28 protein-coding genes are annotated in these 26,863 nt (G+C 30.7%); 20 read left to right on the forward strand and 8 right to left on the reverse strand.

Going from position 1 to position 26,863, the window contains the following annotated elements:
* Positions 1-19: 19 nt before the first annotated feature.
* From INR78_RS12475 to INR78_RS12500, 6 genes are all read left to right on the forward strand, one after another.
* Positions 20-1,573, forward strand: coding sequence for a response regulator (locus tag INR78_RS12475; RefSeq protein ID WP_027878965.1), 1,554 nt, complete (start codon positions 20-22; stop codon positions 1,571-1,573).
* 24 nt (positions 1,574-1,597) lie between these two features.
* Positions 1,598-2,011 (forward strand): tRNA (adenosine(37)-N6)-threonylcarbamoyltransferase complex ATPase subunit type 1 TsaE, encoded by a 414-nt coding sequence (tsaE, locus tag INR78_RS12480; protein WP_223076777.1) that lies wholly within the window; start codon positions 1,598-1,600, stop codon positions 2,009-2,011.
* A 170-nt stretch (positions 2,012-2,181) separates the two neighbouring features.
* Positions 2,182-2,328, forward strand: coding sequence for a hypothetical protein (locus INR78_RS12485; protein WP_169558267.1), 147 nt, complete (start codon positions 2,182-2,184; stop codon positions 2,326-2,328).
* Positions 2,267-2,818: a hypothetical protein gene (locus INR78_RS12490; protein ID WP_255593079.1), complete on the forward strand. Its 552-nt coding sequence runs from the start codon at positions 2,267-2,269 to the stop codon at positions 2,816-2,818. The genes INR78_RS12485 and INR78_RS12490 overlap by 62 nt, the downstream gene beginning before the upstream one ends.
* 58 nt (positions 2,819-2,876) lie before the next feature.
* Entirely contained in the window at positions 2,877-4,076 is a 1,200-nt protein-coding gene (locus INR78_RS12495) for an alanine dehydrogenase (protein WP_027878962.1), read from the forward strand.
* A 66-nt stretch (positions 4,077-4,142) separates the two neighbouring features.
* The gene (locus INR78_RS12500) at positions 4,143-4,523 is read left to right on the forward strand and encodes a hypothetical protein (RefSeq protein ID WP_223076778.1); all 381 of its coding nucleotides are present in this window, start codon (positions 4,143-4,145) and stop codon (positions 4,521-4,523) included.
* On the opposite strand, the gene INR78_RS12505 is transcribed toward INR78_RS12500, so the two are convergent.
* Positions 4,520-5,695: a proline dehydrogenase family protein gene (locus INR78_RS12505; RefSeq protein ID WP_223076779.1), complete on the reverse strand. Its 1,176-nt coding sequence runs from the start codon at positions 5,693-5,695 to the stop codon at positions 4,520-4,522. The two genes, INR78_RS12500 and INR78_RS12505, sit on opposite strands and share 4 nt — an antisense overlap.
* A gap of 87 nt (positions 5,696-5,782) precedes the next feature.
* Here INR78_RS12505 and aroB point away from each other — a divergent pair, with 87 nt between their 5' ends.
* The gene (gene aroB, locus INR78_RS12510) at positions 5,783-6,847 is read left to right on the forward strand and encodes a 3-dehydroquinate synthase (protein ID WP_223076780.1); all 1,065 of its coding nucleotides are present in this window, start codon (positions 5,783-5,785) and stop codon (positions 6,845-6,847) included.
* Between the two features lie 86 nt (positions 6,848-6,933).
* Positions 6,934-7,251 carry a hypothetical protein gene (locus tag INR78_RS12515; RefSeq protein WP_223076781.1) on the forward strand — a complete coding sequence of 106 codons (318 nt, stop codon included), beginning with the start codon at positions 6,934-6,936 and terminating at the stop codon, positions 7,249-7,251.
* A gap of 60 nt (positions 7,252-7,311) precedes the next feature.
* Here INR78_RS12515 and INR78_RS12520 read toward each other — a convergent pair whose 3' ends face one another.
* Both INR78_RS12520 and INR78_RS12525 read right to left on the reverse strand, forming a co-directional pair.
* Positions 7,312-7,791: an Lrp/AsnC family transcriptional regulator gene (locus INR78_RS12520; protein ID WP_027878957.1), complete on the reverse strand. Its 480-nt coding sequence runs from the start codon at positions 7,789-7,791 to the stop codon at positions 7,312-7,314.
* A gap of 73 nt (positions 7,792-7,864) precedes the next feature.
* On the reverse strand, positions 7,865-9,001 hold the full coding sequence (locus tag INR78_RS12525; RefSeq protein ID WP_223076782.1) for a M14 family zinc carboxypeptidase: 1,137 nt from the start codon (positions 8,999-9,001) through the stop codon (positions 7,865-7,867).
* Between the two features lie 312 nt (positions 9,002-9,313).
* Here INR78_RS12525 and INR78_RS12530 point away from each other — a divergent pair, with 312 nt between their 5' ends.
* From INR78_RS12530 to INR78_RS12540, 3 genes are all read left to right on the forward strand, one after another.
* On the forward strand, positions 9,314-9,736 hold the full coding sequence (locus INR78_RS12530; protein WP_027878955.1) for a helix-turn-helix domain-containing protein: 423 nt from the start codon (positions 9,314-9,316) through the stop codon (positions 9,734-9,736).
* A gap of 99 nt (positions 9,737-9,835) precedes the next feature.
* On the forward strand, positions 9,836-10,207 hold the full coding sequence (locus tag INR78_RS12535; RefSeq protein WP_027878954.1) for a hypothetical protein: 372 nt from the start codon (positions 9,836-9,838) through the stop codon (positions 10,205-10,207).
* A gap of 2 nt (positions 10,208-10,209) precedes the next feature.
* Positions 10,210-11,007: a TerC family protein gene (locus INR78_RS12540; RefSeq protein ID WP_027878953.1), complete on the forward strand. Its 798-nt coding sequence runs from the start codon at positions 10,210-10,212 to the stop codon at positions 11,005-11,007.
* Here INR78_RS12540 and INR78_RS12545 read toward each other — a convergent pair.
* The 5 genes from INR78_RS12545 to INR78_RS12565 all read right to left on the reverse strand — a co-directional run bounded on the left by INR78_RS12545 (position 10,994) and on the right by INR78_RS12565 (position 17,884).
* On the reverse strand, positions 10,994-13,627 hold the full coding sequence (locus tag INR78_RS12545) for a DNA gyrase/topoisomerase IV subunit A (RefSeq protein ID WP_223076783.1): 2,634 nt from the start codon (positions 13,625-13,627) through the stop codon (positions 10,994-10,996). The two genes, INR78_RS12540 and INR78_RS12545, sit on opposite strands and share 14 nt — an antisense overlap.
* 55 nt (positions 13,628-13,682) lie before the next feature.
* On the reverse strand, positions 13,683-14,210 hold the full coding sequence (locus INR78_RS12550; RefSeq protein ID WP_223076784.1) for a hypothetical protein: 528 nt from the start codon (positions 14,208-14,210) through the stop codon (positions 13,683-13,685).
* A gap of 1 nt (position 14,211) precedes the next feature.
* Positions 14,212-16,068 carry a DNA topoisomerase IV subunit B gene (locus tag INR78_RS12555; RefSeq protein WP_223076785.1) on the reverse strand — a complete coding sequence of 619 codons (1,857 nt, stop codon included), beginning with the start codon at positions 16,066-16,068 and terminating at the stop codon, positions 14,212-14,214.
* A 268-nt stretch (positions 16,069-16,336) separates the two neighbouring features.
* Positions 16,337-17,431 carry a redox-regulated ATPase YchF gene (gene ychF, locus INR78_RS12560; protein ID WP_027878949.1) on the reverse strand — a complete coding sequence of 365 codons (1,095 nt, stop codon included), beginning with the start codon at positions 17,429-17,431 and terminating at the stop codon, positions 16,337-16,339.
* 99 nt (positions 17,432-17,530) lie between these two features.
* On the reverse strand, positions 17,531-17,884 hold the full coding sequence (locus tag INR78_RS12565; protein WP_106677846.1) for a 4Fe-4S dicluster domain-containing protein: 354 nt from the start codon (positions 17,882-17,884) through the stop codon (positions 17,531-17,533).
* Positions 17,885-17,955: 71 nt separating this feature from the next.
* Here INR78_RS12565 and INR78_RS12570 point away from each other — a divergent pair, with 71 nt between their 5' ends.
* From INR78_RS12570 to INR78_RS12610, 9 genes are all read left to right on the forward strand, one after another.
* Positions 17,956-19,017, forward strand: a complete 1,062-nt coding sequence (locus tag INR78_RS12570) for an acyl-CoA reductase (protein ID WP_223076786.1) — start codon at positions 17,956-17,958, stop codon at positions 19,015-19,017.
* Between the two features lie 115 nt (positions 19,018-19,132).
* Positions 19,133-20,194, forward strand: coding sequence for a 3-phosphoserine/phosphohydroxythreonine transaminase (serC, locus tag INR78_RS12575; RefSeq protein ID WP_223076787.1), 1,062 nt, complete (start codon positions 19,133-19,135; stop codon positions 20,192-20,194).
* A 31-nt stretch (positions 20,195-20,225) separates the two neighbouring features.
* Entirely contained in the window at positions 20,226-21,182 is a 957-nt protein-coding gene (locus INR78_RS12580) for a D-2-hydroxyacid dehydrogenase (RefSeq protein WP_223076788.1), read from the forward strand.
* Positions 21,183-21,303: 121 nt separating this feature from the next.
* Positions 21,304-21,942 carry a DUF937 domain-containing protein gene (locus INR78_RS12585; protein ID WP_223076789.1) on the forward strand — a complete coding sequence of 213 codons (639 nt, stop codon included), beginning with the start codon at positions 21,304-21,306 and terminating at the stop codon, positions 21,940-21,942.
* An 88-nt stretch (positions 21,943-22,030) separates the two neighbouring features.
* Entirely contained in the window at positions 22,031-22,462 is a 432-nt protein-coding gene (locus INR78_RS12590) for a DUF6146 family protein (RefSeq protein WP_223076790.1), read from the forward strand.
* Positions 22,463-22,497: 35 nt separating this feature from the next.
* On the forward strand, positions 22,498-22,989 hold the full coding sequence (locus INR78_RS12595; protein WP_223076791.1) for a DUF6787 family protein: 492 nt from the start codon (positions 22,498-22,500) through the stop codon (positions 22,987-22,989).
* Complete coding sequence (locus INR78_RS12600; protein WP_223076792.1) at positions 22,990-23,322, forward strand: hypothetical protein; 333 nt, start codon at positions 22,990-22,992, stop codon at positions 23,320-23,322.
* A 76-nt stretch (positions 23,323-23,398) separates the two neighbouring features.
* Positions 23,399-25,642 carry a TonB-dependent receptor gene (locus INR78_RS12605; protein ID WP_223076793.1) on the forward strand — a complete coding sequence of 748 codons (2,244 nt, stop codon included), beginning with the start codon at positions 23,399-23,401 and terminating at the stop codon, positions 25,640-25,642.
* Positions 25,643-25,736: 94 nt separating this feature from the next.
* Positions 25,737-26,825 carry a DUF3644 domain-containing protein gene (locus INR78_RS12610; protein WP_223076794.1) on the forward strand — a complete coding sequence of 363 codons (1,089 nt, stop codon included), beginning with the start codon at positions 25,737-25,739 and terminating at the stop codon, positions 26,823-26,825.
* Positions 26,826-26,863: the final 38 nt, after the last annotated feature.

Consider the following 26,863-nt stretch of genomic DNA (forward strand, 5'->3'; position numbering starts at 1 on the left):
AATTAGATAACAAATATACATGAACAATATAAATATTCTTTGGGTAGACGACGAAATTGATTTACTTAAACCACACATCATATTTTTAGAACAAAAAAACTACAATGTTACAACTTGTAATAGCGGTACAGAAGCATTAGAAATTTTAAATGAAAAGAATTTTGACATTGTTTTTTTAGATGAAAATATGCCAGGACTTACAGGACTCGAGACTTTAAATGAAATTAAAGAAATAAAAGATACCATTCCTGTTGTAATGATTACCAAAAGTGAAGAAGAATATATTATGGAAGAAGCTATTGGTAATAAAATAGCCGATTATTTAATAAAGCCTGTAAATCCTAATCAAATACTACTAAGTCTAAAGAAAAATCTTGATCATTCAAGATTGGTTAGCGAAAAAACAACTTCAAATTACCAACAAGAATTTAGAAAAATAGCAATGGATCTTGCTATGGTTAATAGTTATGAAGATTGGGTTTCGTTATATCAAAAACTGATTTATTGGGAAATTCAACTAGAAAATATCGAAGACCCAAGTATGTTTGAAATCCTAGAATCTCAAAAAAACGAAGCCAACATACAATTTGGTAAGTTTATAGATAAAAATTACCCTACTTGGTTTAAACCTAACACAGACGCTCCTATACTATCTCATACACTTTTTAGAGAAAAAATTGCTCCAGAACTTAGTAAAGAGCAACCTACATTACTTATTGTAGTAGATAATTTAAGGTATGACCAATGGAAAGCTTTTGAGCCAACTGTAGCTAATCATTATAAAAAAGAAAATGAAGAAGCGTTTTATAGCATTTTACCAACCGCTACACAATATGCTAGAAATGCTATTTTCTCTGGGCTAATGCCAGCCGATATGGAAAAACTTCATCCAAATCTTTGGAAGAATGATACAGATGAAGGTGGAAAAAACCTATATGAAGCAGATTTTTTAGAAGCCCAAATCAAAAGATTAGGCTTAACACACTTAAAACATGAGTTTTATAAAATTACAAACCTTAAAAGCGGCAAACAATTAGCAGACAATTTTAAAGGTCTTAAAGATAACGATTTAACTGTTGTTGTTTATAATTTTGTAGATATGCTATCTCATGCAAAGACAGATATGGAGGTTGTTAAAGAACTGGCTTCTAATGATAAGGCATATAGATCCTTAACCCAAAGTTGGTTTAAAAACTCACCTTTATTAGAGATGATTCAACAAGCCCAACAACTTGGTTTTAAATTAATCATTACAACAGATCATGGTACTATAAATGTTAAACATCCTTCAAAAGTAATTGGTGATCGTGACACCAGCTTAAACCTACGTTACAAAACAGGACGAAGCTTAAGCTATGAAGAAAAAGATGTTTTAGTTGCAAAAGACCCAAAAACAATACACTTACCTTCTATTACGATGAGTAGCTCTTTCATTTTTGCTAAAAGCGATTTGTTTTTTGCATATCCTAATAATTACAACCATTATGTTAGTCATTATAGAAACACTTATCAACATGGTGGTGTATCTTTAGAAGAAATGATTATTCCTTTTGTTGTACTAAATCCTAAATAAGCTAATTTTGCAAAAAAAATAATAGTGAATTTTACATACACATTAGATCAACTAGAAGAGGCTGCTAATTTTGTTTTAAAAAATGCTAAATCCAAAATCATCCTTTTTGAAGGCGAAATGGGTTCAGGAAAAACCACTCTAATTAAAAAACTTGTAAAGCAACTAGGAAGTCAAGATACTGTAAGCAGTCCTACTTTTTCTTTAGTAAACGAATATGAAACAAATGATAATATTATTTATCATTTTGATTTATATCGCGTAAACGAAGAAGAAGAGCTTTATAATTTTGGAATAGAAACATACATATATAGTGATAAGTATGTTTTTGTTGAATGGCCTGACTTATTAAAATCAATGTTACAAGAAGAGTATACAGTTTTAAGTTTTACAACCACTAACAATAGCTCTAGACAAATTAAATTGACTAACACTAAATAAAAAATCTCTTCTTTTTTTAACAAAAAAATGTATTTTTGGTGCGTTTGCGGTTTTAACCACAACAAAAAATTGGAAAAATATATTTTTTAACATTATTTTAACATTTAGCTTGAAATCATATTAGTTTTCAACATACTTTAGCGGTATTAATTAATTAAATCCCTAACATTATGAAAACTAAAAAGTATGTAATTGCCTTAGCAATTTTTGGTGGCGTTTTATTCACTGCACAAGCGACAAATCTTATTGATTTAAATGAGCAACAAACAACAAGTATCGAAAAGTCAAGAATTAAAGTCCCTGGACAAGGTAAATAAAAGTAAAACAAATGTAATATATGGAAGTATAATAGCTACTATAATAGCTCTAACACCATTATTATTTAATGCTTATGTAAGTGTTCCAGATCAAAAAATCTGGAACACTTATTTTTTTACATATAACAGCGAGTATTATCAAAGCGCTTTTGTAATGGCTTGGACGTTAATGAGCAAGCTTATTCCTTTGCTTTTAATGTTTATATGGATTTTTACTTGTAGACATTGGTGGTATCATGCTATATTAATTCCTATAGGCATGTTTATATATCAAATCATCGTAATTTTAGATGACGATTTGTCTTTTGCAGACCAAAACGAAATGCTTGTATTACTTCCAGTTATGATAATTATTATACCTTCTATCTACCTTGTTAGAGCGAGAATATTCAATAGGATAAATTCTGTAAATAAATCCACTCAAGAATTAGAAGACGAATTAACTTTTAGACCAAAATCGCTTTGGGGAAAAATTAAGCAGTATTTTTAATGTTTAGCAATTACAATTTATTTCGTAATTTGTTTCATATTTAAAAACTGACTTATCAATGTCTAAATCCATAACGCCGTTTTCTAAAGCACAACTTATCCCTCAAGAAGAAACTTTAGAAATTTATAAGCATAAAAGCGAACTTTTTATCGGTATACCAAAAGAGACTGCTTTTCAAGAAAAACGTGTATGCTTAACTCCAGATGCTGTTTCTGCTATAGTTAATAATGGACACAGAGTTCTTATTGAATCTGAAGCTGGACTTGGCGCTAATTTTTCTGATAAAGATTATAGTGAAGCTGGTGCCGAAATAACAAAAGATACAGCTAAAGTTTATAGTTGCCCTATGATTCTAAAAGTTGAACCACCAACTTTAGAAGAATTAGATCTAATAAATCCTCAAGCAACACTTATCTCTGCGTTACAAATAAAGACTCAAACAAAAAAATATTTTGAAAAACTAGCAGCAAAACGCATAACAGCACTAGCTTTTGAGTTTATAAAAGATGATGTAGGTGCTTACCCTGCTGTTAGAGCTTTAAGTGAAATTGCTGGTACAGCATCTGTACTTATAGCATCAGAACTATTAAGCAGCTCTAGTCAAGGTAATGGTCTAATGTTTGGTAATATTAGCGGTGTTCCTCCTACAGAAGTTGTTATACTAGGCGCAGGAACTGTTGGCGAATTTGCAGCAAGAAGCGCCATAGGATTAGGAGCTAATGTAAAAGTATTTGATAATTCTATAACAAAATTACGTTGCTTACAAACTAACTTAAATCGCACAATATATACGTCTACTATTCAGCCTAAATATTTAAGTAAAGCTTTAAAGCGATGCGATGTTGTCATTGGAGCTGTAAGAGGAAAAGATAGATCTCCTATCATAGTTACAGAAGCAATGGTTGAAAACATGAAAAAAGGCTCCGTAATTATAGATGTTAGTATTGATATGGGAGGATGTTTTGAAACCAGCGAAATTACATCTCATAACAAGCCAACATTTAGAAAACACGACGTAATTCATTATTGTGTCCCTAACATTCCTGCAAGATATTCTAGAACAGCTTCTGCTTCTATCAGTAATATATTTACACCTTATTTATTAAAAATAGCAGATGATGGCGGTCTTGAACATGCTATTAGATTTGATAAAGGCTTAAAAAACGGTCTTTACTTTTATCATGGAATTTTAACTAGTCGTGCTGTTGGAGAATGGTTTGATTTAAAACATAGCGACATTAACCTTCTTATTTTCTAAAAATACTTTTAGAATTTATTATTTAAGTGAAATCATTTTACGAATTTTGCTCAAATTTTAAACTACATGAAATTTATTCACAGATTAGGATATTACCTTGGTGGTTTTGCAATCGGATTAGTATTATTAGCTTTTTTTTTAAACGGAAGTAAAACGTCTTGCCAATACGATTATGGTCCAGAATCTAGAGTGTTAAAAGATATAAATAATAAGGTCTTAAAATACTCTGAAGATAGTCAAGTCTTACTGCAGAATAAAATAATTGATACTACTACCATAAAAAACATACTAAAAGAAGGTGATGTTGTTTTCTCTAAAAGCGAACCTAGAAAAGAACCTTGCGGCATTTATCATATTGAAAAAGAAAAGGATAATAAAACTATTATCCTTACTGTAAAAAATTGTAAAAAAACCGCCACGTTGCAATCAATAAAGATTGAAGATTAAGCATTTTTTCTTCTTTGTCTTTCTTTTTTAATTAATGTTAGTTCTCTACTAGTTTGTCCTGCAACAGATGTGTTCTCTTCTGCTCTTCTAATCAAATAAGGCATAACATCTTTTACGGGACCAAATGGCAAGTACTTGGCAACATTATATCCTTTAGCGGCTAAATTAAAACTAATATTATCGCTCATACCGTAAAGCTGTCCAAACCATACACGATTATCTTTTATATCTATATTTAAAGTCTCCATAAGCTCCATAGCAATGTAATTACTAATTTCATTGTGTGTTCCTATGAAAACTGAAATATCATCAATGTGATGTAAAATATATGTTAAACAGTCATTAAAATTAGCATCTGTAGTTGCCTTATCTTTACAAATAGGACTTTCATAGCCTTTTTCTTCTGCACGTTCTCTTTCTTTCTCCATGTAAGCACCTCTTACAATTTTATAACCAAGCTTAAATCCTTGCTCTTTTGCTCTTTTATGAGAAGCTTTTAAGAACTCCAACCTATCATGACGATAAGTTTGTAAAGTATTATAAACTATAGGAACATCTGTATTGTAAACTTTCATCATTTCTTCAGCTAACTCATCTGCAGCATCTTGCATCCAACTTTCTTCACCATCTATTAAAACTTCTACGTCTTTCTGTTTTGCTAAACTACAGACATCATGATAACGCTGTACTATTCTATCCCATTCTTTTTGTTCTTCTTCAGTAAACGGTTTTCCTTCTCCTTTTTTCTGAAATAAGTAAAAACGACCAAAACCAGTAGGTTTAAATACAACTATTGGCATTGCTTCTCTTTCTTCACAAAACCGAATTATTTTTATAATTTTTTGAGCTGCGTCATCAAAATGAGATTCTATTTCTTTTCCTTCTACAGAGTAATCCAAAACAGAGCTCACTTTAGCTTCATACATCTTATCTATAACATCCAAACAATCTTCTTCACTTACTCCACCACAAAAATGATCAAAAACAGTTGCTCTAATAAGACCTTCGATAGGTAAATGAGCTTTTAAAGCAAAGTTTGTTGCTGCTGTACCTATTCTAACTAACGGTTCGTTAGCTATCATTTTAAACAAAAAGTAAGCACGATCTAATTGAGAGTCGCTTTTAAGCTTAAAAGCTATCTCTGTATTTTCAAAAAGTTTTTTATCGACCATTATCAAAAAAATTATGTGCAAATATAAATGAACTATAATAGAAATTATTTAAAAAACTCCTTATTTTTACACTTCATTTTACACAATATGACAGCTATCCAAACACAAGATTACACTATTTATTTTAATCAAAAATCTTACGATAATCTTAACCAACTAATAAATAATAAAAATTACTCTTCAATTTTCATCTTAACCGATAGTAATACTAATAAACATTGCTCATCACAACTTTTGACCAATATAAATACAGATATTAGAATTGAGGTTTTAGAGATTGAGCCTGGAGAACAGCATAAAAACCTAGATACTTGTAATAGCTTATGGAATGCTTTAAGCGAACTTGGAGCAGACAGAAAAAGCTTAATGATTAATTTAGGTGGTGGCGTTGTTACAGATTTAGGTGGTTTTGTTGCATGTTGCTACCAACGTGGTATTGATTTTATAAATATACCCACTACCCTATTATCTATGGTAGATGCGTCTATTGGAGGCAAAAACGGTGTAGATTTAGGAGCTTTAAAAAACCAAATAGGTATAATAAAAACACCTGTTATGGTTTTAATTGACACCTCATTTTTAAACAGTTTACCACAACGCGATTTGCGTTCTGGATTAGCAGAAATGATTAAACATGGACTAATAAGTAACCCAAAGCATTTTAGTGATTTACAAAACTTATCTAATTTAACACTTGAAGATTTAGATTGGTTAATTCATGACTCTATTAATGTTAAAAAAGAAATTGTTGAAAAAGACCCAACAGAGCAAAACCTTAGGAAAACTTTAAATTTTGGCCATACACTTGGTCATGCTATAGAATCCTACTACTTAAACCAAGTAGATAAAGCTTTATTACATGGTGAAGCGATAGCTATAGGAATGGTTTTAGAAAGTTATTTATCACACAAAATACTTGGGTTAGACATTAATTCTGTTGAAAAAATTAAGTCATTTTTAATTAAAACATTTGGTCAACCTAAAATTGATCCTAAAGACTATGAAGGAATTATAGGGCTTATGAAACATGACAAGAAAAACGAAAATGGTAAAATTAAATTTGTGCTTTTAGAAAATATAGGAACCTGTAAAATTAACCAAGAAGCACCTAACGAGTTGATTATCAAATCTTTTGAATTTTATAATAATTAACATCATTATATTAAAATAAATTGTAATTTTAAATACTTTACTTTTTACATGACTACACTAACCTCTTAATTTTTAAATTATTAGGTATGAAAAAAGTTATTGTCGATTACAAAAAATTAACGCCTGAAGTATTACAATTACTTACAGAAAGATTTCCTGATGGTTATGGAGATGATGATATTATCAAGTTTGATGATCATCACAACCATAGTATTGAAGCTATTGAAGTAAAAACAAAAGATGCTATTTATCTTGTAAAAGTTAGTAGTAAACTACACTACACCATGACAAATTTTGATAGCAATTTAGATTTTACAACTAATAGCGACGGACATGTTGTGATGGATTTTAATAAAGACACAACACTAAGTAATGATATCGTTTTAATTGATGAGGAAGAATAAAAAAAACGCTTCAGATAATTATACCTGAAGCGTTTTTAATATTTTAAAAATGAAAAAAGCTTAAAGCTCGTTAAAAATACTGTGCATTAAACGCTTTTTATCATTAATACTTTCTTCCATAGATATCATTGTTTCTGTTCTATAAACACCTTCAATATCATCTAGCATAAAGATTACATCTTTTGCGTGTTCTGTATTTTTTGCTCTAATTTTACAGAATACATTAAATTTTCCTGTAGTAATATGTGCAACAGTAACAAAAGGTATTTCGTTTATACGCTCTAAAACAAAAGTAGTTTGCGATGTGTTTTGTAAAAAAACTCCTACATAAGCAATAAAAGAATATCCTAATTTTTTATAATCTAAAGTTAAAGAAGACCCTTTAATAATACCTGCATCTTCCATCTTTTTTACTCGTACATGGACTGTACCAGCAGAGATTAATAATTTTTTAGCGATATCTGTAAAAGGAACTCTTGTGTTATCGATTAACATGTCAAGAATTTGATGATCAATTTCGTCTAATTTAAACTTTGCCATTTTATTGAATTAATAGATTTTAGGCAAAAATAGTACAAAATCTTTGATTATTCTGTATTTTAAACAAAGATTTTTAGTGTTTTAATGATTTTTTCACATTATTCACAAAAACGAAATCGTTTTCGTAACCTTCATATAACTGTTCCTTATTTACTGTCCTTACCTCTAAATTATTGGCTTCAATCCATTTATGAGCAAAAAAAGAATCATTTTTAAAAATTTTCTCAACTTTAGGAATAAAATTCAGTTTATTATCAATCAATTTTTCTTGAAATTGAATAGCTACATCTTTAATTTCTCCGTCTATTAATGCGTCTTTTATAATAACATCATAAAATAGTTTTTTATTTTCTGGTATATCAAAATAAGCCTTATAATTGTCACCTTTTATATCTTCCTTAGTTATACTTAATAACCCTGCTATTATAGCTTGATATGTAAATCGTCTTACTTCTTCCCTATTATAATCATCTTTATAATGACCAGCTTCATATAAAATTGTTGGAGTTTGTTTCATTTGAAAGCTATCACCAACACAATTAGCATTAAAATCGTCATCATAACGACCAATTTGATTAGGTAACTCGGCTTGCATAAAACTATTAATCGAGGCTATAATCTGCATAGCTATAGCTCTTGTGCTATTAATATCTCTTTCTTTGTTTACTGCTGGAGATAAAAAAGACAATGTTGCTACATTATTTGTTTTACCTGCACTAAATATGGTACGTTGTCCATGTAAATTAAAACAAAAGTCAGGTTTAAAAGCATTATAACAATCTAACAGTACTTTACTTTCTGGTTGTGATAAATCCTGAGCGTCTCTGTTTAAATCTACATTATTAGCATTTAGTCTAGTATAAGCTTTAGCTCCATCAGGATTAAGCATGGGTATTATTTTAATAGTACAGCATTTTAATATATCATCAAAATAATTGTTTTTAAAGCTGTTTAATAAGTCAAAAATTGCTTTGGTGGTTGTAGACTCGTTACCATGCATTTGCGACCACATTAGTATTTTTTTTGGTCCATTACCAATAGTTATAGAATAGATTTTTTGATCTAATACAGAACGTCCAATAATTTCAGTTATAAAATTTGAAGGTAATTTATCTATTAAAGGAGCTATGTCATTTAATGAAATATAACGCCCAAATAAAGTGTGTTCTTTATCTTGTTTATGTCTAGTGTTTAAGTCTGTAATTGTCATATTAAATTTTATACGTTACAAATGTAAACAAACTAAACTTTACAAATGTAAACAACATAATTTACAATTGTAATTTACGTTTGTAAACATCTGTAATCAATATTAAAAGGCTTTTTAATTAAGAAAGTAGATGAAAGCTCAAACAAATAAAAATCACTTATTGATTATTGTTTATCAGTTATTTATGCTGTTTATTTAAAGTTTAACTTTAAATATTTTAACTGTAAATAAGCAATAATATTTACATAATTAACTATTTTTTTACAATTGTAACATTGAAATTTGAACTTCTTTGTTTACATTTGTATCACTATGATAAACAATACAGAATTTGCTAAAAGACTTCAAAAAGTCATAGATTATTACGGTGAAAGTGGCTCTTCTTTTGCTGAAAAAATCGGTGTGCAACGCTCAAGTATTTCGCACATACTATCTGGTAGAAATAAGCCAAGTTTAGAATTTGTTTTAAAAGTCCTATCCTCTTATCCTGAAGTAGAATTGTATTGGTTGTTAAATGGCAAAGGAAATTTTCCTGCTGAAAAAAATTCAACAGAAATTAAATCTGAAATTCCTACTCGACCAGAATCACAAAATTTATTTTCTGAAGTTGAAGAGAAAACTCAAGAAACAAATTCGACTTCAATTTCACGAATTGAACAAAATTCAAAAAAAGAAATTGATCGTATTGTGATTTTTTATAAGGATGGTAGTTTTCAAAATTTTGAGAATTCGTAACTAAGTCCATAAAATTTTCAAATACGAAAGTTATAAGTAGGTGAAAAATTATACGATTTTAATAAGCTAGTTTTGTAATTTTGTAGTAAATATTTTTTTATGAAACATTTTATCCTTTTGCTTTTAACATTAAGTCTATTTAGTTGTTATCAGGTTGAAAGAAATTGTAAAGATTTTAAAACAGGTAAGTTTACTAGTGAAGTAACCATTAATGATAAACTGTATAAGTCTACATTTTTTAGAAATGATACGCTACAAGTAGAAACTTACGAAGGTAAAACTGATAGTTCTTCTTTACGATGGATTAATAATTGCGAAGTTATTTTTAAAACTATAAATCCAAAGAGTATGGCAGAGCAAAAAGATATTCATTTAAAGATATTAACCACAACAGATTCTACTTATACCTTTGAATATTCTTATGTTGGCGAATCTAAAAAACAAAAAGGTATAGCTTATAAACAACAATAACCATGATAGAGTTTTTAACCTCTAGTGATGCCATTTTTGCATTACTAACGCTAACATTTTTAGAGATAATTTTAGGAATAGACAATATTGTGTTTATCTCTATCGCTGCAAACAAACTTCCTGAAGAACAACGTGGTAAAGTCACAAATATTGGACTTTTACTAGCAATGGTACAACGTATTATTTTGTTGTTTTTTGTGTCTTTTTTAGTTGGTTTATCTAAGCCTTTTTATACTTTAGATTTAAATTGGATGCATTTAGAGTTAAGTTGGCAAGCTATAATTTTATTTGCTGGAGGATTATTTTTAATCTATAAAAGTACTTCTGAAATAAGAGAAAAAGTCTCTGATCCAAAACATGATGAAGATGAAGTTAAAGGCAAAGCTATTAAATCTTTACAACAAGCTATAATTCAAATTTTAATTATAGATTTTATTTTCTCTATAGATTCTATCTTAACAGCTGTTGGTATGACTAATGGTTTATCAGACAATCACAACTACAATTTAATTTTAATGATAATTGCGGTTGTTATTTCAATAATAATAATGATTGGATTTGCTAATAAAATTAGACGTTTTATAGACAAAAACCCAAGTATACAAATACTTGGGCTTTCTTTTTTAATCTTAATTGGATTTATGCTAATTACAGAAGCTGGTCATTTATCTCACACAACTTTCTTTGATAAAAAGGTTGGTGCAATACCTAAAGGATATCTATATTTTGCAATTGCATTTTCTTTATTTGTAGAATTTTTAAATCAGAAAATAAGCAAAAAACCTACTAAAAAAGTGTAGGTTGACCGGAATCATCAAGGTTACTTCCTTCTTCTAAATCTTCTGACGGTTTTGAAGAAACATCTTCTTCGTCTATTACATCAATGGTATCTGCAGGAACGTCTTCTGGAGCTTCATATGGTAAAGGATCTAAAAGACTTATTTGGTTTACCTTATCTTTAGTTAATTGATTACCAAGTGCATTTATACCTTTAATTGCTATAAACTCTTCTAAATTAACTTGAAGATTTTCCTTTCTATCTTTACCTCTTTCTTTAGTAAATTCTACTTCCGCCATAGGTTTCCAGCCGGTAGACACAATTTCTAATTGCGATTTTGGATGTTCTGATATAAATAAATCTTCTTTACTTTCGTTTTCAATTAAAAAACGTTTTACGTAGTAACGTTCTTTATCGCCATCATAATAAATTGCTGAAATTGGCTTTTTAGGTATCCATTTTTCCAAAACAATCATATCGTCATCAAAATGCGCTGTTACTTCTGGAATTATAGTTTTTACATAACCACGTTGGTTGATTACTAATAGTCGATCTTCACCTCTAAACTCGCCTAACAACTCGCCTCTACCGTCTACATTTAAACGCTGTACTGTGTCGTCAAACCATATTTTACGTGGTTTTAACGTAGACACACCTTTTTCTTTTAATTCTATTTTTTTGATAGCGTATTTGGTAACCACATTACCTTTACTTGCACGACCTTTTATTAAAATGTCTGCAAAATCTATATCCCATTTAAGTTTTTTAATACTTCCTACTTGTCTTAAAAATACCGAAATGACTTCAGCTTCTCCATTAGGATTTGCAGAGAAATACCAAACTTTACTCGATTTGTTTCCATTAGTCAAGTCGTACTCTTTATCTCTTGTTATAGACGTAACTGCAAAACGTTTAATGTACGATGGTCCTTTACTTCCATCGCGATAAATCATATTGTAAATAGTACGTTTGTCTTTCTTTTTAAAGACTGCAACGTGTATAATATTTTTACCAATAAAGGTTTTGCTATCTACTTTAGTGACCATCATTTTACCTTCGGCAGTAAATACAATAATATCGTCTATATCACTACAATCGCAAACATACTCGTCTCTTCTTAACGATGTACCAATAAAACCTTCTTCTCTATTTACGTAAAGTTTTGTGTTTCTAATCACCACTTTTGTAGCATCTACATCTTCAAAAGCACGTAGTTCTGTTTTACGCTCTTTACCTTCGCTATACGTGTCTTTTAAGCGTTTAAAATAAGTAATAGCGTAATCTATTAGGTTAGCTAAATGGTGTTTAACTTCGGCAATTTGATCTTCTAAAGCATCGATTTTTTGTTGCGCTTTATCGATATCGAATTTAGAAATTCGTTTAATTCTAATTTCTGTTAAACGTACAATATCTTCTTCTGTAATGGCACGTTTTAAATGTTTTATATGTGGTTGAAGTCCTTTGTCTATCGCTTGTATAACGCCTTCCCAAGTTTCTTCTTCTTCAATATCACGATAGATACGGTTTTCTATAAAAATACGTTCTAACGATGCAAAATGCCACTGCTCTTCAAACTCGTTAAGTTTGATTTCTAATTCTTGTTTTAATAACTGAACTGTGTTGTCTGTACTACGACGCAACATTTCAGAAACACCTATAAATAAGGGTTTATTATCTTCAATCACACAGCCTAATGGCGAAATAGAGATTTCGCAATTTGTAAAAGCGTAAAGTGCATCTATAGTTTTATCTGGTGAAATTCCTGACGGTAAATGCACCAAGATTTCTACTTCTGCAGCAGTATTATCTTCTATTTTTTTGATTTTGATTTTACCTTTGTCGTTTGCTTTTAAGATAGAATCTATTAAAGACGATGTTGTTGTACCAAAAGGTACTTCGGTAATTACCAAAGTGTTTTTATCGTATTGCGAAATTTTTGCACGTACACGCACTTTTCCGCCACGCATACCATCGTTATAATCGCCACAATCTGCAATACCTGCAGTTGGAAAATCTGGTAAAATTGTAAAACGCTTACCTTGAAGATGCTTGACAGACGCATCGATAAGCTCTATAAAATTATGTGGTAATATTTTTGTTGATAATCCTACTGCAATACCTTCACCGCCTTGCGCTAACAATAACGGAAACATTACTGGTAGATTGATTGGCTCTTTACGTCTACCATCGTAAGATGCTTGCCATTCGGTAATTTTTGGATTATAGACTACGTCTAAAGCAAATTTAGAAAGACGTGCTTCGATATAACGTGATGCTGCTGCGCTATCTCCGGTAAGGATATTTCCCCAGTTACCTTGTGTATCAATTAATAGGTCTTTTTGACCAATCTGTACCATAGCGTCTGCAATACTGGCGTCACCATGTGGATGATACTGCATGGTATGACCAACAATATTAGCCACCTTATTGTAACGACCATCATCTAAGTCTTTCATAGAATGCATGATACGACGTTGCACTGGTTTAAAACCATCTTCTATTGCTGGTACTGCACGTTCTAAAATAACATAAGACGCATAATCTAAAAACCATTCTTTATACATACCAGTAATCCTGGTAATGGTTTCGTTAGCGTCTTGGTTTTGGTCGTTTGTTAAGTCTTCGTTTTCTTCTTCTGCCATATTGTTATTCCTGTTTAAAGGAAATTATTTATTTAGACTTAAATATAAGTTTTAATTATTCGATAGTTAAATAATATTCTACATCTATCAATTCAAAAGTATTTGATATGCCTGTTGAATGCGGCTCTTCAACATCATATGTAATAACACAACTTGAATTTGCATCAATTGATGTACAAGAATTTATGCCATAATTAGTTGAAAATTGGATATTATCTGAATTAATAGTTATTCTTTGTACACCTTCTACTGGTTGGTCGCTAAGGTTATTTAATTGAATTTCAAATTGTAATCTAGATGTATTATTACCTGTGTCTTGTGTGTATTCAAACTGAATTACATCATAGCTAAAGTCTTCTAATTTTTGAGGTTCTATTTGTTCTGCATCAGTTGACTCTGGAAAATCACAAGGTACTTCTTGTTCTGTGTTATAGCTGTAAGATGCTCCGTCAAGAATATAAAACTGCGGTATGGTAATTGTTTTTGTACAACTTTGAATTGAATCTTCGTTTTCATCGTTAGAAGAACAATTAAAACATAAGAATAAAACAAATAATAAATTTAATATAGCTTTATATTTCATCCTACTTCTCGTCTATTATATCCATTTCAACCTTTAAGTTATCTATGATAAACTCTTGTCGCGATGGTGTGTTTTTACCCATGTAAAAAGACAATAATTCTTCTATAGACATATTATCGTCAAGCATTACTGGATCGAGTCTTATATCGTCACCTATAAAATGTTTAAATTCGTCTGGACTAATTTCACCAAGTCCTTTAAATCGTGTAATTTCTGGTTTTGGCTTTAGTTTTTCTATAGCATTACGGCGTTCTTCTTCACTGTAACAATAAATAGTTTCTTTTTTGTTTCTTACCCTAAATAATGGTGTTTGTAAGATGTAAAGATGTCCGTTTTTAATAACTTCTGGGAAAAACTGTAAGAAAAAAGTAATTAACAACAGTCTAATATGCATACCATCTACATCGGCATCGGTTGCAATTACAATGTTATTGTAACGTAAATCTTCTAAAGATTCTTCTATATTTAAAGCTGCTTGAAGTAGATTAAACTCTTCGTTTTCGTAAACTATTTTTTTGGTTAAACCATAACTGTTTAATGGTTTTCCTTTTAAACTAAAAACGGCTTGCGTGTTAACATCTCTAGATTTTGTGATACTTCCCGAAGCCGAATCTCCCTCAGTTATAAATAATGTGGTTTCTAGATTTCTTTCGTTTTTTGTATCACCAAAATGCACACGACAATCGCGTAATTTTTTATTATGAAGACTTGCCTTTTTAGCACGATCTTTAGCTAATTTTCTAATACCAGAAAGCTCTTTACGTTCACGCTCTGCTTGTAATATTTTACGTTGAAGCTTTTCGGCTGTTTCAGTATTTTTATGTAGAAAGTTATCTAAGTTCGTTTTGATAAAATCGTTAACATAAGTTCTAACAGTTGGTAAATCTCCACCCATATCTGTCGAACCTAATTTTGTTTTAGTCTGACTTTCAAAAACTGGTTCCATTACCTTTATGGCAATTGCAGAAACAATAGACTTTCTTACATCTGAAGCATCGTAATTTTTACCATAAAAATCTCTGATAGTTTTTACAATTGCTTCTCTAAAAGCGTTTAAATGCGTTCCTCCTTGCGTTGTGTTTTGTCCGTTTACAAAACTATTGTAATCTTCGCTATATTGGGTTTTACTGTGTGTTATTGCAACTTCAATATCGTCACCACGTAAGTGTATTATTGGATAAAGTTGATCGTCTTCTTTTATTTTTTCTGAAAGAAGATCTTTTAAACCATTTTCACTAAAGTATTTTTCGCCATTAAAAACTATGGTTAAACCAGGATTTAAGTACACATAGTTTTTAAGCATTTTTGCCACATACTCATGACGAAACTTGTAGTTTTTAAAGATTGTCTCGTCAGGAACAAATGAGACTTTTGTTCCTTTTCGTCTAGAGGTTTCTTCTAAAAACTCTTGATCTACAAGGTTTCCTTGCTCAAAATCGGCAGAAGCACTTTTACCATCACGTGATGATTCTACTCTAAAATATGTTGATAAAGCGTTAACTGCTTTTGTACCAACTCCGTTTAGTCCAACCGATTTTTTAAAGGCTTTAGAATCGTATTTACCACCGGTATTCATTTTAGACACGACGTCTACAACTTTTCCTAATGGAATACCACGACCATAATCGCGTACAATAACTTTATTGCCTTGTATGGATATCTCGATGGTTTTTCCTGCACCCATAACAAACTCGTCTATCGAGTTGTCTAACACTTCTTTAAGCAGAATGTATATACCGTCGTCTGGCGATGATCCATCACCAAGTTTACCAATATACATACCAGGTCGCATACGGATGTGTTCTTTCCAGTCTAACGAGCGTATATTGTCTTCGGTATAATTTGTTTGTTCTGACATAAATTTAGGTGCAAAATGTGAGATATGTTGCTAATATAATACAACCCAGTAAAAAATGAAATAGTAGACTATGAAATTAATTAACAATATATTTTGATAAGTAGTAAACTATTTTTTAACGACACGAATTTCACGAATTTTCAAAAATCATCTAGCGTTTTACATTTTAAGTCAATCACTTTTAAAACAAAAAACGAGATGAAAATTCATCTCGTTTTTAATGTCTTAAATCTTAATAACTAATTGCGAAGTAATCTAAAAATCTAAATTACACATTGAATCTAAAATGCATCACATCGCCATCTTTTACGATGTATTCTTTACCTTCAACACGCATTTTACCAGCTTCTTTTACTTTAGCTTCGCTACCAAATTGTACATAATCATCGTAAGCAATAACTTCTGCTCTAATAAATCCTTTTTCAAAATCGGTATGAATTACTCCTGCTGCTTGTGGTGCAGTTGCTCCTACATTTACAGTCCAAGCTCTTACTTCTTTAACTCCTGCAGTAAAGTAGGTTTGTTGGTTTAATAATTTATAAGCAGAACGGATTAATTTTGCAGATCCTGGCTCGTCTAATCCTATATCTTGTAGAAACATTTGGCGCTCTTCGTAATCATCTAATTCATTGATATCTGCTTCTGTACCTACTGCTAACACTAAAACTTCAGCATTTTCATTTTTTACGTTTTCACGAACTTTTTCGACATATTCATTACCAGAAACAGCACTACCTTCGTCTACATTACACACATACATTACTGGCTTTTCTGTGATAAACTGTAATGGTTTTACGTAAGCTTTATGGTCTTCTTCAGAAAAATCTAAAGCTCTAATTGATGTTCCTGCCTCTAAAGCTTCCTTTATTTTTAATAAAACAGCTTCTTCTTTTTGCGCCTCTTTATCGCCTGTTTTTGCTGCTCTTTTTACTTTATCAAGCTTTTTCTCTACTGTTTCTAGGTCTTTTAATTGCAGCTCTATATCTATAGTTTCTTTATCTCTTATTGGATCAACACTTCCATCTACATGTACAATATTATCGTTATCAAAACAGCGTAACACGTGTAGAATTGCATCTGTTTCTCTAATATTTGCTAAAAATTGATTACCTAAACCTTCTCCTTTACTAGCTCCTTTTACTAATCCTGCGATATCAACAATTTCTACTGTTGCTGGTAAAACACGTTCTGGTTTTACTAAACTTTCTAACTTTTCCAACCTTGGATCTGGTACATTTACCACACCAATATTAGGCTCTATCGTACAAAACGGAAAGTTTGCGCTTTGCGCTTTTGCATTAGACAAACAATTAAATAAAGTCGATTTTCCTACGTTTGGTAAGCCTACAATTCCTGCTTTCATTGTTATATTTTATTTTTAACGAGTGCAAATGTACACATTAATCCAATAAAAAATCCCAAGTGTTAACTTGAGATTTTAATTTTTTAGATAAATATTATATTATCCATCAGGATGCATAAATTTTTGTTTACCAAGTAAGGTTTCTTCACTTTCTACATGATCATCATCAGGTACACAACAGTCTACAGGACAAACTGCAGCACATTGTGGCTCTTCATGAAACCCTTTACATTCTGTACATTTATCAGGGACAATGTAATAAATCTCGTCACTTAAAGGCTCTTGCGCCTCATCTGCATCAACTTCTTTTCCATCAGGTAAAACTAATTTGCCTTCTAAACTTGTTCCGTCTTTATATCTCCAATCGTCAGCACCTTCGTAAATTGCAGTGTTTGGGCATTCTGGCTCGCAAGCTCCACAGTTAATACATTCGTCTGTTATAATAATTGCCATAGCGTAATTTCGTTTTTGTTTACTTAACTTTGTACAAAAATAAAGCCAAAAATACGGTTATACAAATTATAATGGGTAACAAATATTACATAACTAAAGCTTTCGCTGAATTAGGCCAATTTTTAAGCCAATTTACCACTAAAGGAATTGAAAAAAAAGAAAATATTCTACACAATGACTTGTTTTTTGATGGATTTAAACATCAAATAAAATTAGCTGAAGAACATAATGGCTGGTTTACCGAAAACAATATTTTATTCGCTTTAGAAGGTTGGGCTAATTTATTGACTGAAAACAATTTAAAACAATGGTTATCAAGTTATAATTTAAGTGAAGTCGAACCGAAAAAAGTAGCTATTATAATGGCAGGAAATATCCCTTTGGTTGGATTTCATGACTTTTTAAGTGTTTTAATCACTGGACATGATGTGTTGGTAAAACAATCGTCTAACGATAAACACCTTTTACCTTTTTTAGCTAAATATTTAGAATATGTTTCTCCTGAATTAAAAGGAAAAATAACATTTACCGAAGATAAACTTCAAGATTTTGATGCTGTGATAGCAACCGGAAGCAACAATACTGCTAGGTATTTTGAGTATTATTTTAAAAATAAACCATCAATAATTAGGCAAAATAGAAACTCGGTAGCAATTTTAACTGGTGATGAAACTGAAGATCAACTTAATGCCTTATCAGAAGATATTTTTAGATATTATGGATTAGGTTGTCGCAACGTTTCAAAACTATTTGTTCCAAAAAATTACAATTTTGATGGCTTTTTTAACGCGATGTATAAATGGCATCCTATAATTGAAGAAGCTAAATACGCTAATAATTATGATTATAATAAAGCAGTCTATTTAATGAGCGAATTTGACATGCTAGAAAATGGTTTTTTAATGATTAAAGAAGACTCAAGCTATGCATCTCCTATCGCAACTGTTTTTTATGAATACTATGATAGCTTAGAACAACTTCAAAACAAACTAAACATTGATAAAGATTTAATTCAATGTGTTGTGTCTAAAGGGTTAACCGAAAACGATGTAGATTTTGGCATGACCCAAAAACCACAACTTTGGGACTATGCAGATAACGTGAACACAATTGAATTTTTGTTAAAAATATAGTTGATAAATTATCATATTAATAACATTTTTTACAGTATTAATTAGCACCTTTGTAATGCTAAACAAACTATATATACTGTAAATCTTTTACAGTGTATGCATAAAATATTAAAAAATGCAAAGACACAATTTTAGCGCAGGACCATGCGTATTGCCTCAAGAAGTATTACAAAAAGCCTCTCAAGCGGTTTTAGATTATGACAACGGATTATCTTTAATTGAAATTTCTCATAGAAGTAAATCTTTTGTAGATATTATGGAGCAAGCAAGATCTTTGGCTTTAGAATTACTTGGTTTAGAAGGCAAAGGTTATAAAGCTTTATTTTTACAAGGTGGCGCTAGTATGCAATTTTTAATGGTTGCTCAAAATATGTTAGAAAAAAGAGCTGCGTATCTAAATACAGGTACTTGGTCTGACAAAGCTATTAAAGAGGCTAAAATCTTTGATGACATTATTGAAGTCGCGTCTTCTAAAAATGCTAATTACAATTATATCCCAAAAGGATACGAAATTCCAGAGGATTACGATTATTTTCACTGTACATCTAACAATACCATTTTTGGAACACAAATAAAAGAGTTTCCAAATTCACCAATACCAATGGTTTGTGATATGAGTTCCGATATTTTTTCAAGAACCTTAGATTTTTCAAAATTTGATATTATTTATGCTGGTGCTCAAAAAAATATGGGTCCTGCTGGTACTACTTTAGTTGTAGTAAAAGAAGATGTTTTAGGTAAAGTATCACGCAAGATACCTTCTATGTTAGACTACAAAGTGCATATTGAAAAAAGCTCAATGTTTAATACGCCTCCAGTATTTGCAGTATATACAAGCATGTTAACATTACAATGGTTAAAAGATTTAGGAGGTATTAAAGCAATTGAAGAAGAAAACGAAAAGAAAGCGCGTTTAATTTATTCTGAAATAGATTTAAATCCTCTATTTAAAGGATTTGCAGCTAAAGAAGATCGTTCTTACATGAATGCAACTTTTACATTAACAAACGACGATTTAAAAGAAACTTTTGATACTATGTGGAAAGAAGCTGGTATTAATGGACTTAACGGACACAGAAGTGTTGGTGGTTACCGTGCAAGTATGTATAATGCTTTATCATTAGACAGCGTTAAAGTATTAGTAGAAGTTATGAGCGAATTAGAAAGTAAAGCTTAATCATTTTTAAACAGAAAAAGAAAATATAATAATGAAAGTATTAGCAAACGATGGTATATCAAATAGCGGAATCGAAGCTTTAGAAGCTGCTGGATTTGAAGTTAATACCACTACTGTAGCACAAGAACAATTAATAAATTACATTAATAACAATAATATAACTGTACTTTTAGTAAGAAGCGCAACAAAAGTTAGAAAAGACCTAATTGACGCTTGTCCAGAACTAAAAATAATAGGTCGTGGTGGCGTTGGTATGGATAATATCGATGTAGACTATGCACGTAATAAAGGTATACACGTAATCAATACTCCTGCAGCATCTTCTCATTCTGTTGCAGAACTAGTTTTTGCTCACCTTTATGGTTTAGCAAGATTTTTACATAATGCCAATAGAGACATGCCTTTAGAAGGAGACACTAAATTTAAGGCATTAAAAAAAGCTTATGCTAAAGGAACAGAATTAAAAGGAAAAACACTAGGTATTATTGGTTTTGGTCGTATTGGACAAGCTACAGCAAAAGTAGCTATTGGCGCAGGAATGAAAGTAATTGCTTTTGATCCATTTATTGAAAAAGCCGATTTAGAATTAGAATTTTTTGATGGTCAAAAACTAAATTTCGATATTAAAACTGTGTCTAAAGAAGAAGTGATTAAAAACTCAGACTTTTTAACACTTCATGTACCTGCACAAAAAGAATATGTGATTGGTAAAGACGAATTTGCTAAAATGAAAGAAGGTGTTATTATTGTAAATGCAGCTCGTGGTGGCGTTTTAGACGAAATCGCTTTAGTTAATGCTATTGAAAGCGGAAAAGTAGCAAGAGCAGCACTAGACGTTTTTGAAAAAGAGCCTCAACCAGAAATTCAATTATTAATGAATAGTAGCTTATCTTTAACTCCACATACTGGTGCAGCAACTAACGAAGCACAAGACAGAATTGGAGTTGAGTTAGCAGATCAGATTAAAAGCTTGCTTTTAAACGATTAAAATTCACTTTTTATCGGATTTCTTTTAAAAAAATTATTAATTAAAGTCTCAAGAATAGCTTGGGACTTTTTTTTTGTAATTTACAGTCACAAAATTTAATCAAACTTTAAAACATAAAAAAATGGCAGGTATTTTAGACTTATTAAATTCAGATTTAGGAAAAACAATTATTAGTGGTGTTTCTGGATCTACAGGAACAGACGAAAATAGAACAGGAAGCGTATTAACTATGGCTTTACCTGTATTAATGAAAGCTATGGAGCGTAACGCTTCTGCATCTCCAGAAGGCGCACAAGGATTACTTGGAGCTATAATGGATAAACATGATGGTAGTATTTTAGATAACCTTGGTGGATTATTTAATGGTGGTGTTGATGAGTCTGTAAAAACTGATGGTGATAAAATTTTAGGTCATGTTTTAGGTGCAAAAAAACAAGGTGTAGAACAAATAATAGGTCAAAAAGCTGGTTTAGATGCTGATTCTGTTGGTAATATACTTAAAGTAGCTGCACCAATTTTAATGGGTGTTTTAGGTAAACAAGCAAGACAAAATAACGTTAGTTCTACTAATGATTTAGGAGGTTTACTTGGTGGTTTACTTGGCGGTAGTGAAGCTAAAGAAGAACAAAGCTTTTTAGAAAAAATATTAGATGCAGATGGCGATGGTAGCGTTGTAGATGACGTAGCTGGTATGGTTTTAGGAGGCGCTAAGAAAAAAGGCGGTCTTGGCGGACTTTTAGGAGGATTATTTGGAAAATAATTATTATTAAATATTTAAAGAAAAAGCCAAACAAAATGTTTGGCTTTTTTTATCCTTTAATTTTAGTAACTTTAGTAAAAACAGAACGATGAAAAATTTAGCTTTAGCTGCTTGCATTATTTTAATTGTTTATAGCTGTACTACATCTAAAAAAACTGTAGAAGCAGATAATAGTTCTGCACAAATTGGAGATACTATTAAAATAACTAGTGATAAAACAGAATACGAAATAATCATAATAGAACCAGGTTTTAATGTTTGGTTAAATACAACTGCAAGACCAAAAGGGTTTTACAATCAAACTTATTTAGAAAATAAAAATATTTTCTATGTACAAGCATGGAATAACAGAGTTTTGCAACCACAACGTTACAATCCTAATTTATATGAAATGCAAATTGACTATAGACAGAATATTGATTATGGTTATGAGCTTAATTATAAATTGTATAATTACTTTATTTACTTCCAAAATAAATATAATCAAAATCTTTTAGGTGGTCGTGTGCCTCCTTTTTAAATCGTTTTGTACTTTTGCAGACTTAAAAAACAGCTATGAAAGTATTTAAACAACGCTGGCAAATTCAAAAAAATTGGCAGCTTCTATTTCCTATTTTAGGCTTATTAGGTTTACTTTATTCTGGATATAAACTAGCTAATTTATTTTTTGAAAATATTTACTTCAAAATTAGCTTTACTATTATTATAACATACCTATTATTAAAGGTTACTTTATTCTTGTTTAGCAAATTAGAAGATAAATGGAAAGTAACTTATAGATGGGAATTAATAGCTATCTTTATAGTATTTGCCATTACAGGATCTTCCTCTTTGTTTATTGGAAGACCTTTAATAAAATATATAGGAATTACTAAAGAAAACTTAAATCCTTTTATTTATTGGATTTTATATATTATTATTGGCCTCATTTTTTACCAAGTTTTACTAGTATTTTATGGTTGGTTATTTGGTCAATTTCAATTTTTTTGGAACTTTGAAAAGAAAATGCTAAAACGTTTTGGTTTAGGACGTTTTTTAAACGAATAAATGTACACTATTAAACACATACTAACAAAAGGCTTTGCTGTACTACTTACAGTAGCTGTGTTGTTACCTGCTGCGGTAAAAGCTATGCATGTGTTTGAAAACCACAAACATGAGGTGTGTACAGATAAAACTAGCGATCATCACTTACACCAACTAGATGTAGATTGTGACTTTTATAAAATAAAACTCAACAATTCGCTATCATTTTCTGTATTTAGTTACACACTTTTAGAGGTTAAAAATAATCACAAACCTATTCATTCTCAATACCAATTTATTAGCTCTTACCAGAGATTAGGTATTGTACTTCGTGGTCCGCCACAATTTGTATAAACGCTGTTATAGATTTCGCTTTCGCGATATCAAATTTATTATTTAAAACACTTTATACAAATTCATATTTAAAAACATGAAACAATTTTTATTTATGCTAATTGCTATGGTATCTACCGTAACAATTGCACAAAACTATATATCTGGACAAGTCACCATTAATGATTCTTCAGAGCCTATTCCTTATGCAAATATTTATTTTCCGCAGTTAGAAAAAGGAACAACTACCGATGACAACGGAAATTTCACTATTAATAATTTACCTTCTGGTGTTCAAAAAATAACCATTTCGGTGATTGGTTTTGAGACCTTTTCAGAAAACATTACGCTACCAGCAACAAGTCCGTTTCAATTTCAACTAAAACCTTCTGCTATAGAAATGAGTGAAGTTATACTTTCAACGCCATTTCATAAGCTTCAAAAAGATAATGTAATGAAGGTTGAACAAGAAAAAATAAGCACTTTAAAAGCAAAAGGTGCTGTAACTTTATCTGACGGAATCACTAATATCGCTGGTGTAGAAAGCATTACAACTGGTATGGGAATTGGTAAACCTGTTATTAGAGGTTTAAGTAGTAATCGTGTGTTAGTTTACGCGCAAGGTGTACGACTAGAAAACCAACAGTTTGGTGCAGAACACGGTTTAGGCATTAGCGATGCTGGTATAGAAAGCGTCGAAGTGATTAAAGGTCCTGCTTCTTTACTTTACGGTAGTGATGCACTTGGTGGCGTTTTATATTTAAATCCTGAGCGTTTTGCAGATCCAAATAGTACTGCAACTAATATAAACACTAAATTTTTTACAAATACAGATGGTTACAATGTTAATTTTGGGCATAAAGCATCTGCCGATAAATTTAAATTCTTAATTAGATTAGGTCAAGCAGAACACAGCGACTATCAAACCCAAGATTATAGAGTAACCAATACACGTTTTAGAGAACAAGATTTAAAGGCTGGTTTAGGTTACCAAAGCACCAATTTTAAAACCGATTTTAGATACAATGTTAACCTTTCTAAACTTGGTATTCCTGAGGAAATTGGAATTCAGTCTGATTTAAAAACACCTTTAGAGCCTTACCAAAGCTTAACCAACCATATTTTAAGTTCAAAAAGTACGTGGTTTTTTGACAATTCTAGCTTAGATATTAACTTAGGTTATATCTACAACGATAGACAAGAATTTGAAGACCATCATCACGAAGAACACGGTGAAGAACACCATGACGAAGATGAAGACAACCATGATCATAAAGATGAACACCACGAAGACGAAGCGCCAGCACTACACATGAAGCTAAAAACCTTTAACTACAACATCAAATACAACTTACCTACTATGGGTAAATTTGAAACTATTGTTGGTGTACAAGGTATGCTTCAAAATAACAGTAATTATGGCGAAGAACAATTAATACCAGACGCAACAACTAATGATGTTGGTGTGTTAGCTACATCACATATTCATTTTGAAACTTTTGATGTGCAATTAGGTGCACGTTTTGATCACAGAAATATAGATATAGACAATGCTATTACTAAACAATTTAACAGCTTTAATGGTGCTGCTGGCATCAAAGCTAATGTGACTAAAGCTATCGTAGCACGATTAAACCTAGCTACTGGATTTAGAGCACCAAATTTATCTGAGTTAGTGTCTGATGGGACTCACCACGGAACAAATAGATACGAAGTAGGAAATATAGACCTTAAAAATGAGCAAAATTTTCAAACCGATTTAGCCTTAGAATATACTAACGAGCATTTTGAAATTTTTGCCAACGGTTTTTATAACCACATTAATAATTACATCTATTTAGCACCTAACGGAAATGTTATAGACAACACACCTGTATATAACTATTTACAAAGTAATGCGCGTTTATATGGTGGCGAGTTTGGTGTACACTTACATCCGCATCCTTTAGATTGGTTACATTTAGAATCTAGTTTTGAAACCGTAACAGGTCAACAAGATAATGATGATTATTTACCATTAATACCTGCTAACAGTTTAACCAATACGTTACGTGCAGAGTTTAATACCAATACCCTAAAAAATAGTTATGCATTTGTAAAACTACGCACCACGTTTGCACAAAACAATGTTAGCCAGTTTGAAACCACAACACCAAGCTACAACCTTTTAAGCGCTGGTGTTGGCACAACGGTTACATTATTTAAAAATCCTTTAGATATAAGCATTGCAGGTACTAACTTAACCGACAAAGTGTATATTAACCATTTATCACGCTTAAAAACAGATGGTATTGCTAATATGGGACGCAATATTAGTTTTGGTTTAAATTATACCTTATAACTGTTAATAACATAGTGAAGATTACTTCAAAAAAATCCCGACTTAGCGTTGGGATTTTTTATATTTATGAATGTAATTAATATCCATTTATAAAGTGACATTAAGGAAAGGGAAAACTAAATCAACACTTGAAAGTTCAATTGAATCTGCTCTATTAGCTGTAGAAATTTATAATAAACCTCGAACACCTTTTAGGGTTGAAGGTTTTATAACACAAATGATTATGGCATGGACTAGATTATTTCATGCTCATTTTCATAATACTATTGGAAATAAATACTATTATAAAAACTCTAATGGAAGATATCAATTAATTGATGGTGAAAAGAAATCTTGGGAGCTTAAAACCTGTATTACTAAACATGGTAAACTACCTGCTTCAGTAAAATCTAACTTAATTTTCTTTATAAAATTAAGAAACAAAATAGAGCATAGACACATTGACAGAGATGAAATTGGTGTAATAATATTTGGTGAATGTCAAGCTTTATTATTTAATTATGAGAATATTTTAATTAACTTTTTTGGTGAAGAATATGCACTAAATGAAAGCCTTGCTTTTTCTCTTCAATTCTCTCGTTTAAGAAATAAATCACAGCTATTGGCTAGTAAAAAATTATTATCTAAAGAGATAAAAGAATTAAAATACTTTATAGAAACTTATAGAAACTCTTTATCTGAAGATATTTTTAACACTCAAGAATATAGTATTAAACTTGTCCAAGTTCCCAAAATATCAAATACGAATCGTAATGATCTAGCTATCGAATTTGTTAATTGGAATTCAGTTTCTGAATCTGATAAAAAAAGTTATGATAAAGTTACTGCCATAATAAAAGATAAAGTCGTTAAAAAAGAAGCCATAAACCCTGGAAAAAGAAAGCCTAGTGATGTAATAAGTAAAGTAAATTCTGAAATTGATTTTACTATTAATCATTATGATCATAAATGTTTGTATAGTTGTTTTAAAATCAGACCTTCAAGCTCAAATGATATTGACGATCCTTTTGACACAAATATAAATTACTGTCATTATGATGAAGTTCACAATGATTACGTTTATCAAGATGCTTGGGCAGAATTAATTATTAAAGGCATAAAAGAAAAAAAATTATCAAAAAAAATATGGAAACAAAAGTTTAAAGAAAAAGATGTTTTTGATATTACAAATTTTCAGACATAAAAAAACACCTCAAAAAGAGGTGTTTTTTAATTCAGCGT

Source organism: Mesoflavibacter sp. SCSIO 43206, assembly GCF_019904215.1.
GTDB classification, from domain to species: Bacteria; Bacteroidota; Bacteroidia; order Flavobacteriales; family Flavobacteriaceae; genus Mesoflavibacter; species Mesoflavibacter zeaxanthinifaciens.

Coding starts and splice junctions, on each gene's coding strand:
- INR78_RS12585 (WP_223076789.1), top strand. CDS start 21,304: ATGGCAGGTATTTTAGACTTATTAAATTCAGATTTAGGAAAAACAATT.
- INR78_RS12555 (WP_223076785.1), bottom strand. CDS start 16,068: ATGTCAGAACAAACAAATTATACCGAAGACAATATACGCTCGTTAGAC.
- INR78_RS12530 (WP_027878955.1), top strand. CDS start 9,314: ATGATAAACAATACAGAATTTGCTAAAAGACTTCAAAAAGTCATAGAT.
- INR78_RS12545 (WP_223076783.1), bottom strand. CDS start 13,627: ATGGCAGAAGAAGAAAACGAAGACTTAACAAACGACCAAAACCAAGAC.
- INR78_RS12495 (WP_027878962.1), top strand. CDS start 2,877: ATGTCTAAATCCATAACGCCGTTTTCTAAAGCACAACTTATCCCTCAA.
- INR78_RS12600 (WP_223076792.1), top strand. CDS start 22,990: ATGTACACTATTAAACACATACTAACAAAAGGCTTTGCTGTACTACTT.
- INR78_RS12550 (WP_223076784.1), bottom strand. CDS start 14,210: ATGAAATATAAAGCTATATTAAATTTATTATTTGTTTTATTCTTATGT.
- INR78_RS12535 (WP_027878954.1), top strand. CDS start 9,836: ATGAAACATTTTATCCTTTTGCTTTTAACATTAAGTCTATTTAGTTGT.
- INR78_RS12520 (WP_027878957.1), bottom strand. CDS start 7,791: ATGGCAAAGTTTAAATTAGACGAAATTGATCATCAAATTCTTGACATG.
- INR78_RS12565 (WP_106677846.1), bottom strand. CDS start 17,884: ATGGCAATTATTATAACAGACGAATGTATTAACTGTGGAGCTTGCGAG.
- INR78_RS12580 (WP_223076788.1), top strand. CDS start 20,226: ATGAAAGTATTAGCAAACGATGGTATATCAAATAGCGGAATCGAAGCT.
- INR78_RS12505 (WP_223076779.1), bottom strand. CDS start 5,695: ATGGTCGATAAAAAACTTTTTGAAAATACAGAGATAGCTTTTAAGCTT.
- INR78_RS12475 (WP_027878965.1), top strand. CDS start 20: ATGAACAATATAAATATTCTTTGGGTAGACGACGAAATTGATTTACTT.
- INR78_RS12490 (WP_255593079.1), top strand. CDS start 2,267: ATGAGCAACAAACAACAAGTATCGAAAAGTCAAGAATTAAAGTCCCTG.
- INR78_RS12485 (WP_169558267.1), top strand. CDS start 2,182: ATGAAAACTAAAAAGTATGTAATTGCCTTAGCAATTTTTGGTGGCGTT.
- INR78_RS12500 (WP_223076778.1), top strand. CDS start 4,143: ATGAAATTTATTCACAGATTAGGATATTACCTTGGTGGTTTTGCAATC.
- INR78_RS12570 (WP_223076786.1), top strand. CDS start 17,956: ATGGGTAACAAATATTACATAACTAAAGCTTTCGCTGAATTAGGCCAA.
- INR78_RS12525 (WP_223076782.1), bottom strand. CDS start 9,001: ATGACAATTACAGACTTAAACACTAGACATAAACAAGATAAAGAACAC.
- INR78_RS12590 (WP_223076790.1), top strand. CDS start 22,031: ATGAAAAATTTAGCTTTAGCTGCTTGCATTATTTTAATTGTTTATAGC.
- aroB (WP_223076780.1), top strand. CDS start 5,783: ATGACAGCTATCCAAACACAAGATTACACTATTTATTTTAATCAAAAA.
- serC (WP_223076787.1), top strand. CDS start 19,133: ATGCAAAGACACAATTTTAGCGCAGGACCATGCGTATTGCCTCAAGAA.
- INR78_RS12595 (WP_223076791.1), top strand. CDS start 22,498: ATGAAAGTATTTAAACAACGCTGGCAAATTCAAAAAAATTGGCAGCTT.
- INR78_RS12540 (WP_027878953.1), top strand. CDS start 10,210: ATGATAGAGTTTTTAACCTCTAGTGATGCCATTTTTGCATTACTAACG.
- INR78_RS12515 (WP_223076781.1), top strand. CDS start 6,934: ATGAAAAAAGTTATTGTCGATTACAAAAAATTAACGCCTGAAGTATTA.
- INR78_RS12605 (WP_223076793.1), top strand. CDS start 23,399: ATGAAACAATTTTTATTTATGCTAATTGCTATGGTATCTACCGTAACA.
- ychF (WP_027878949.1), bottom strand. CDS start 17,431: ATGAAAGCAGGAATTGTAGGCTTACCAAACGTAGGAAAATCGACTTTA.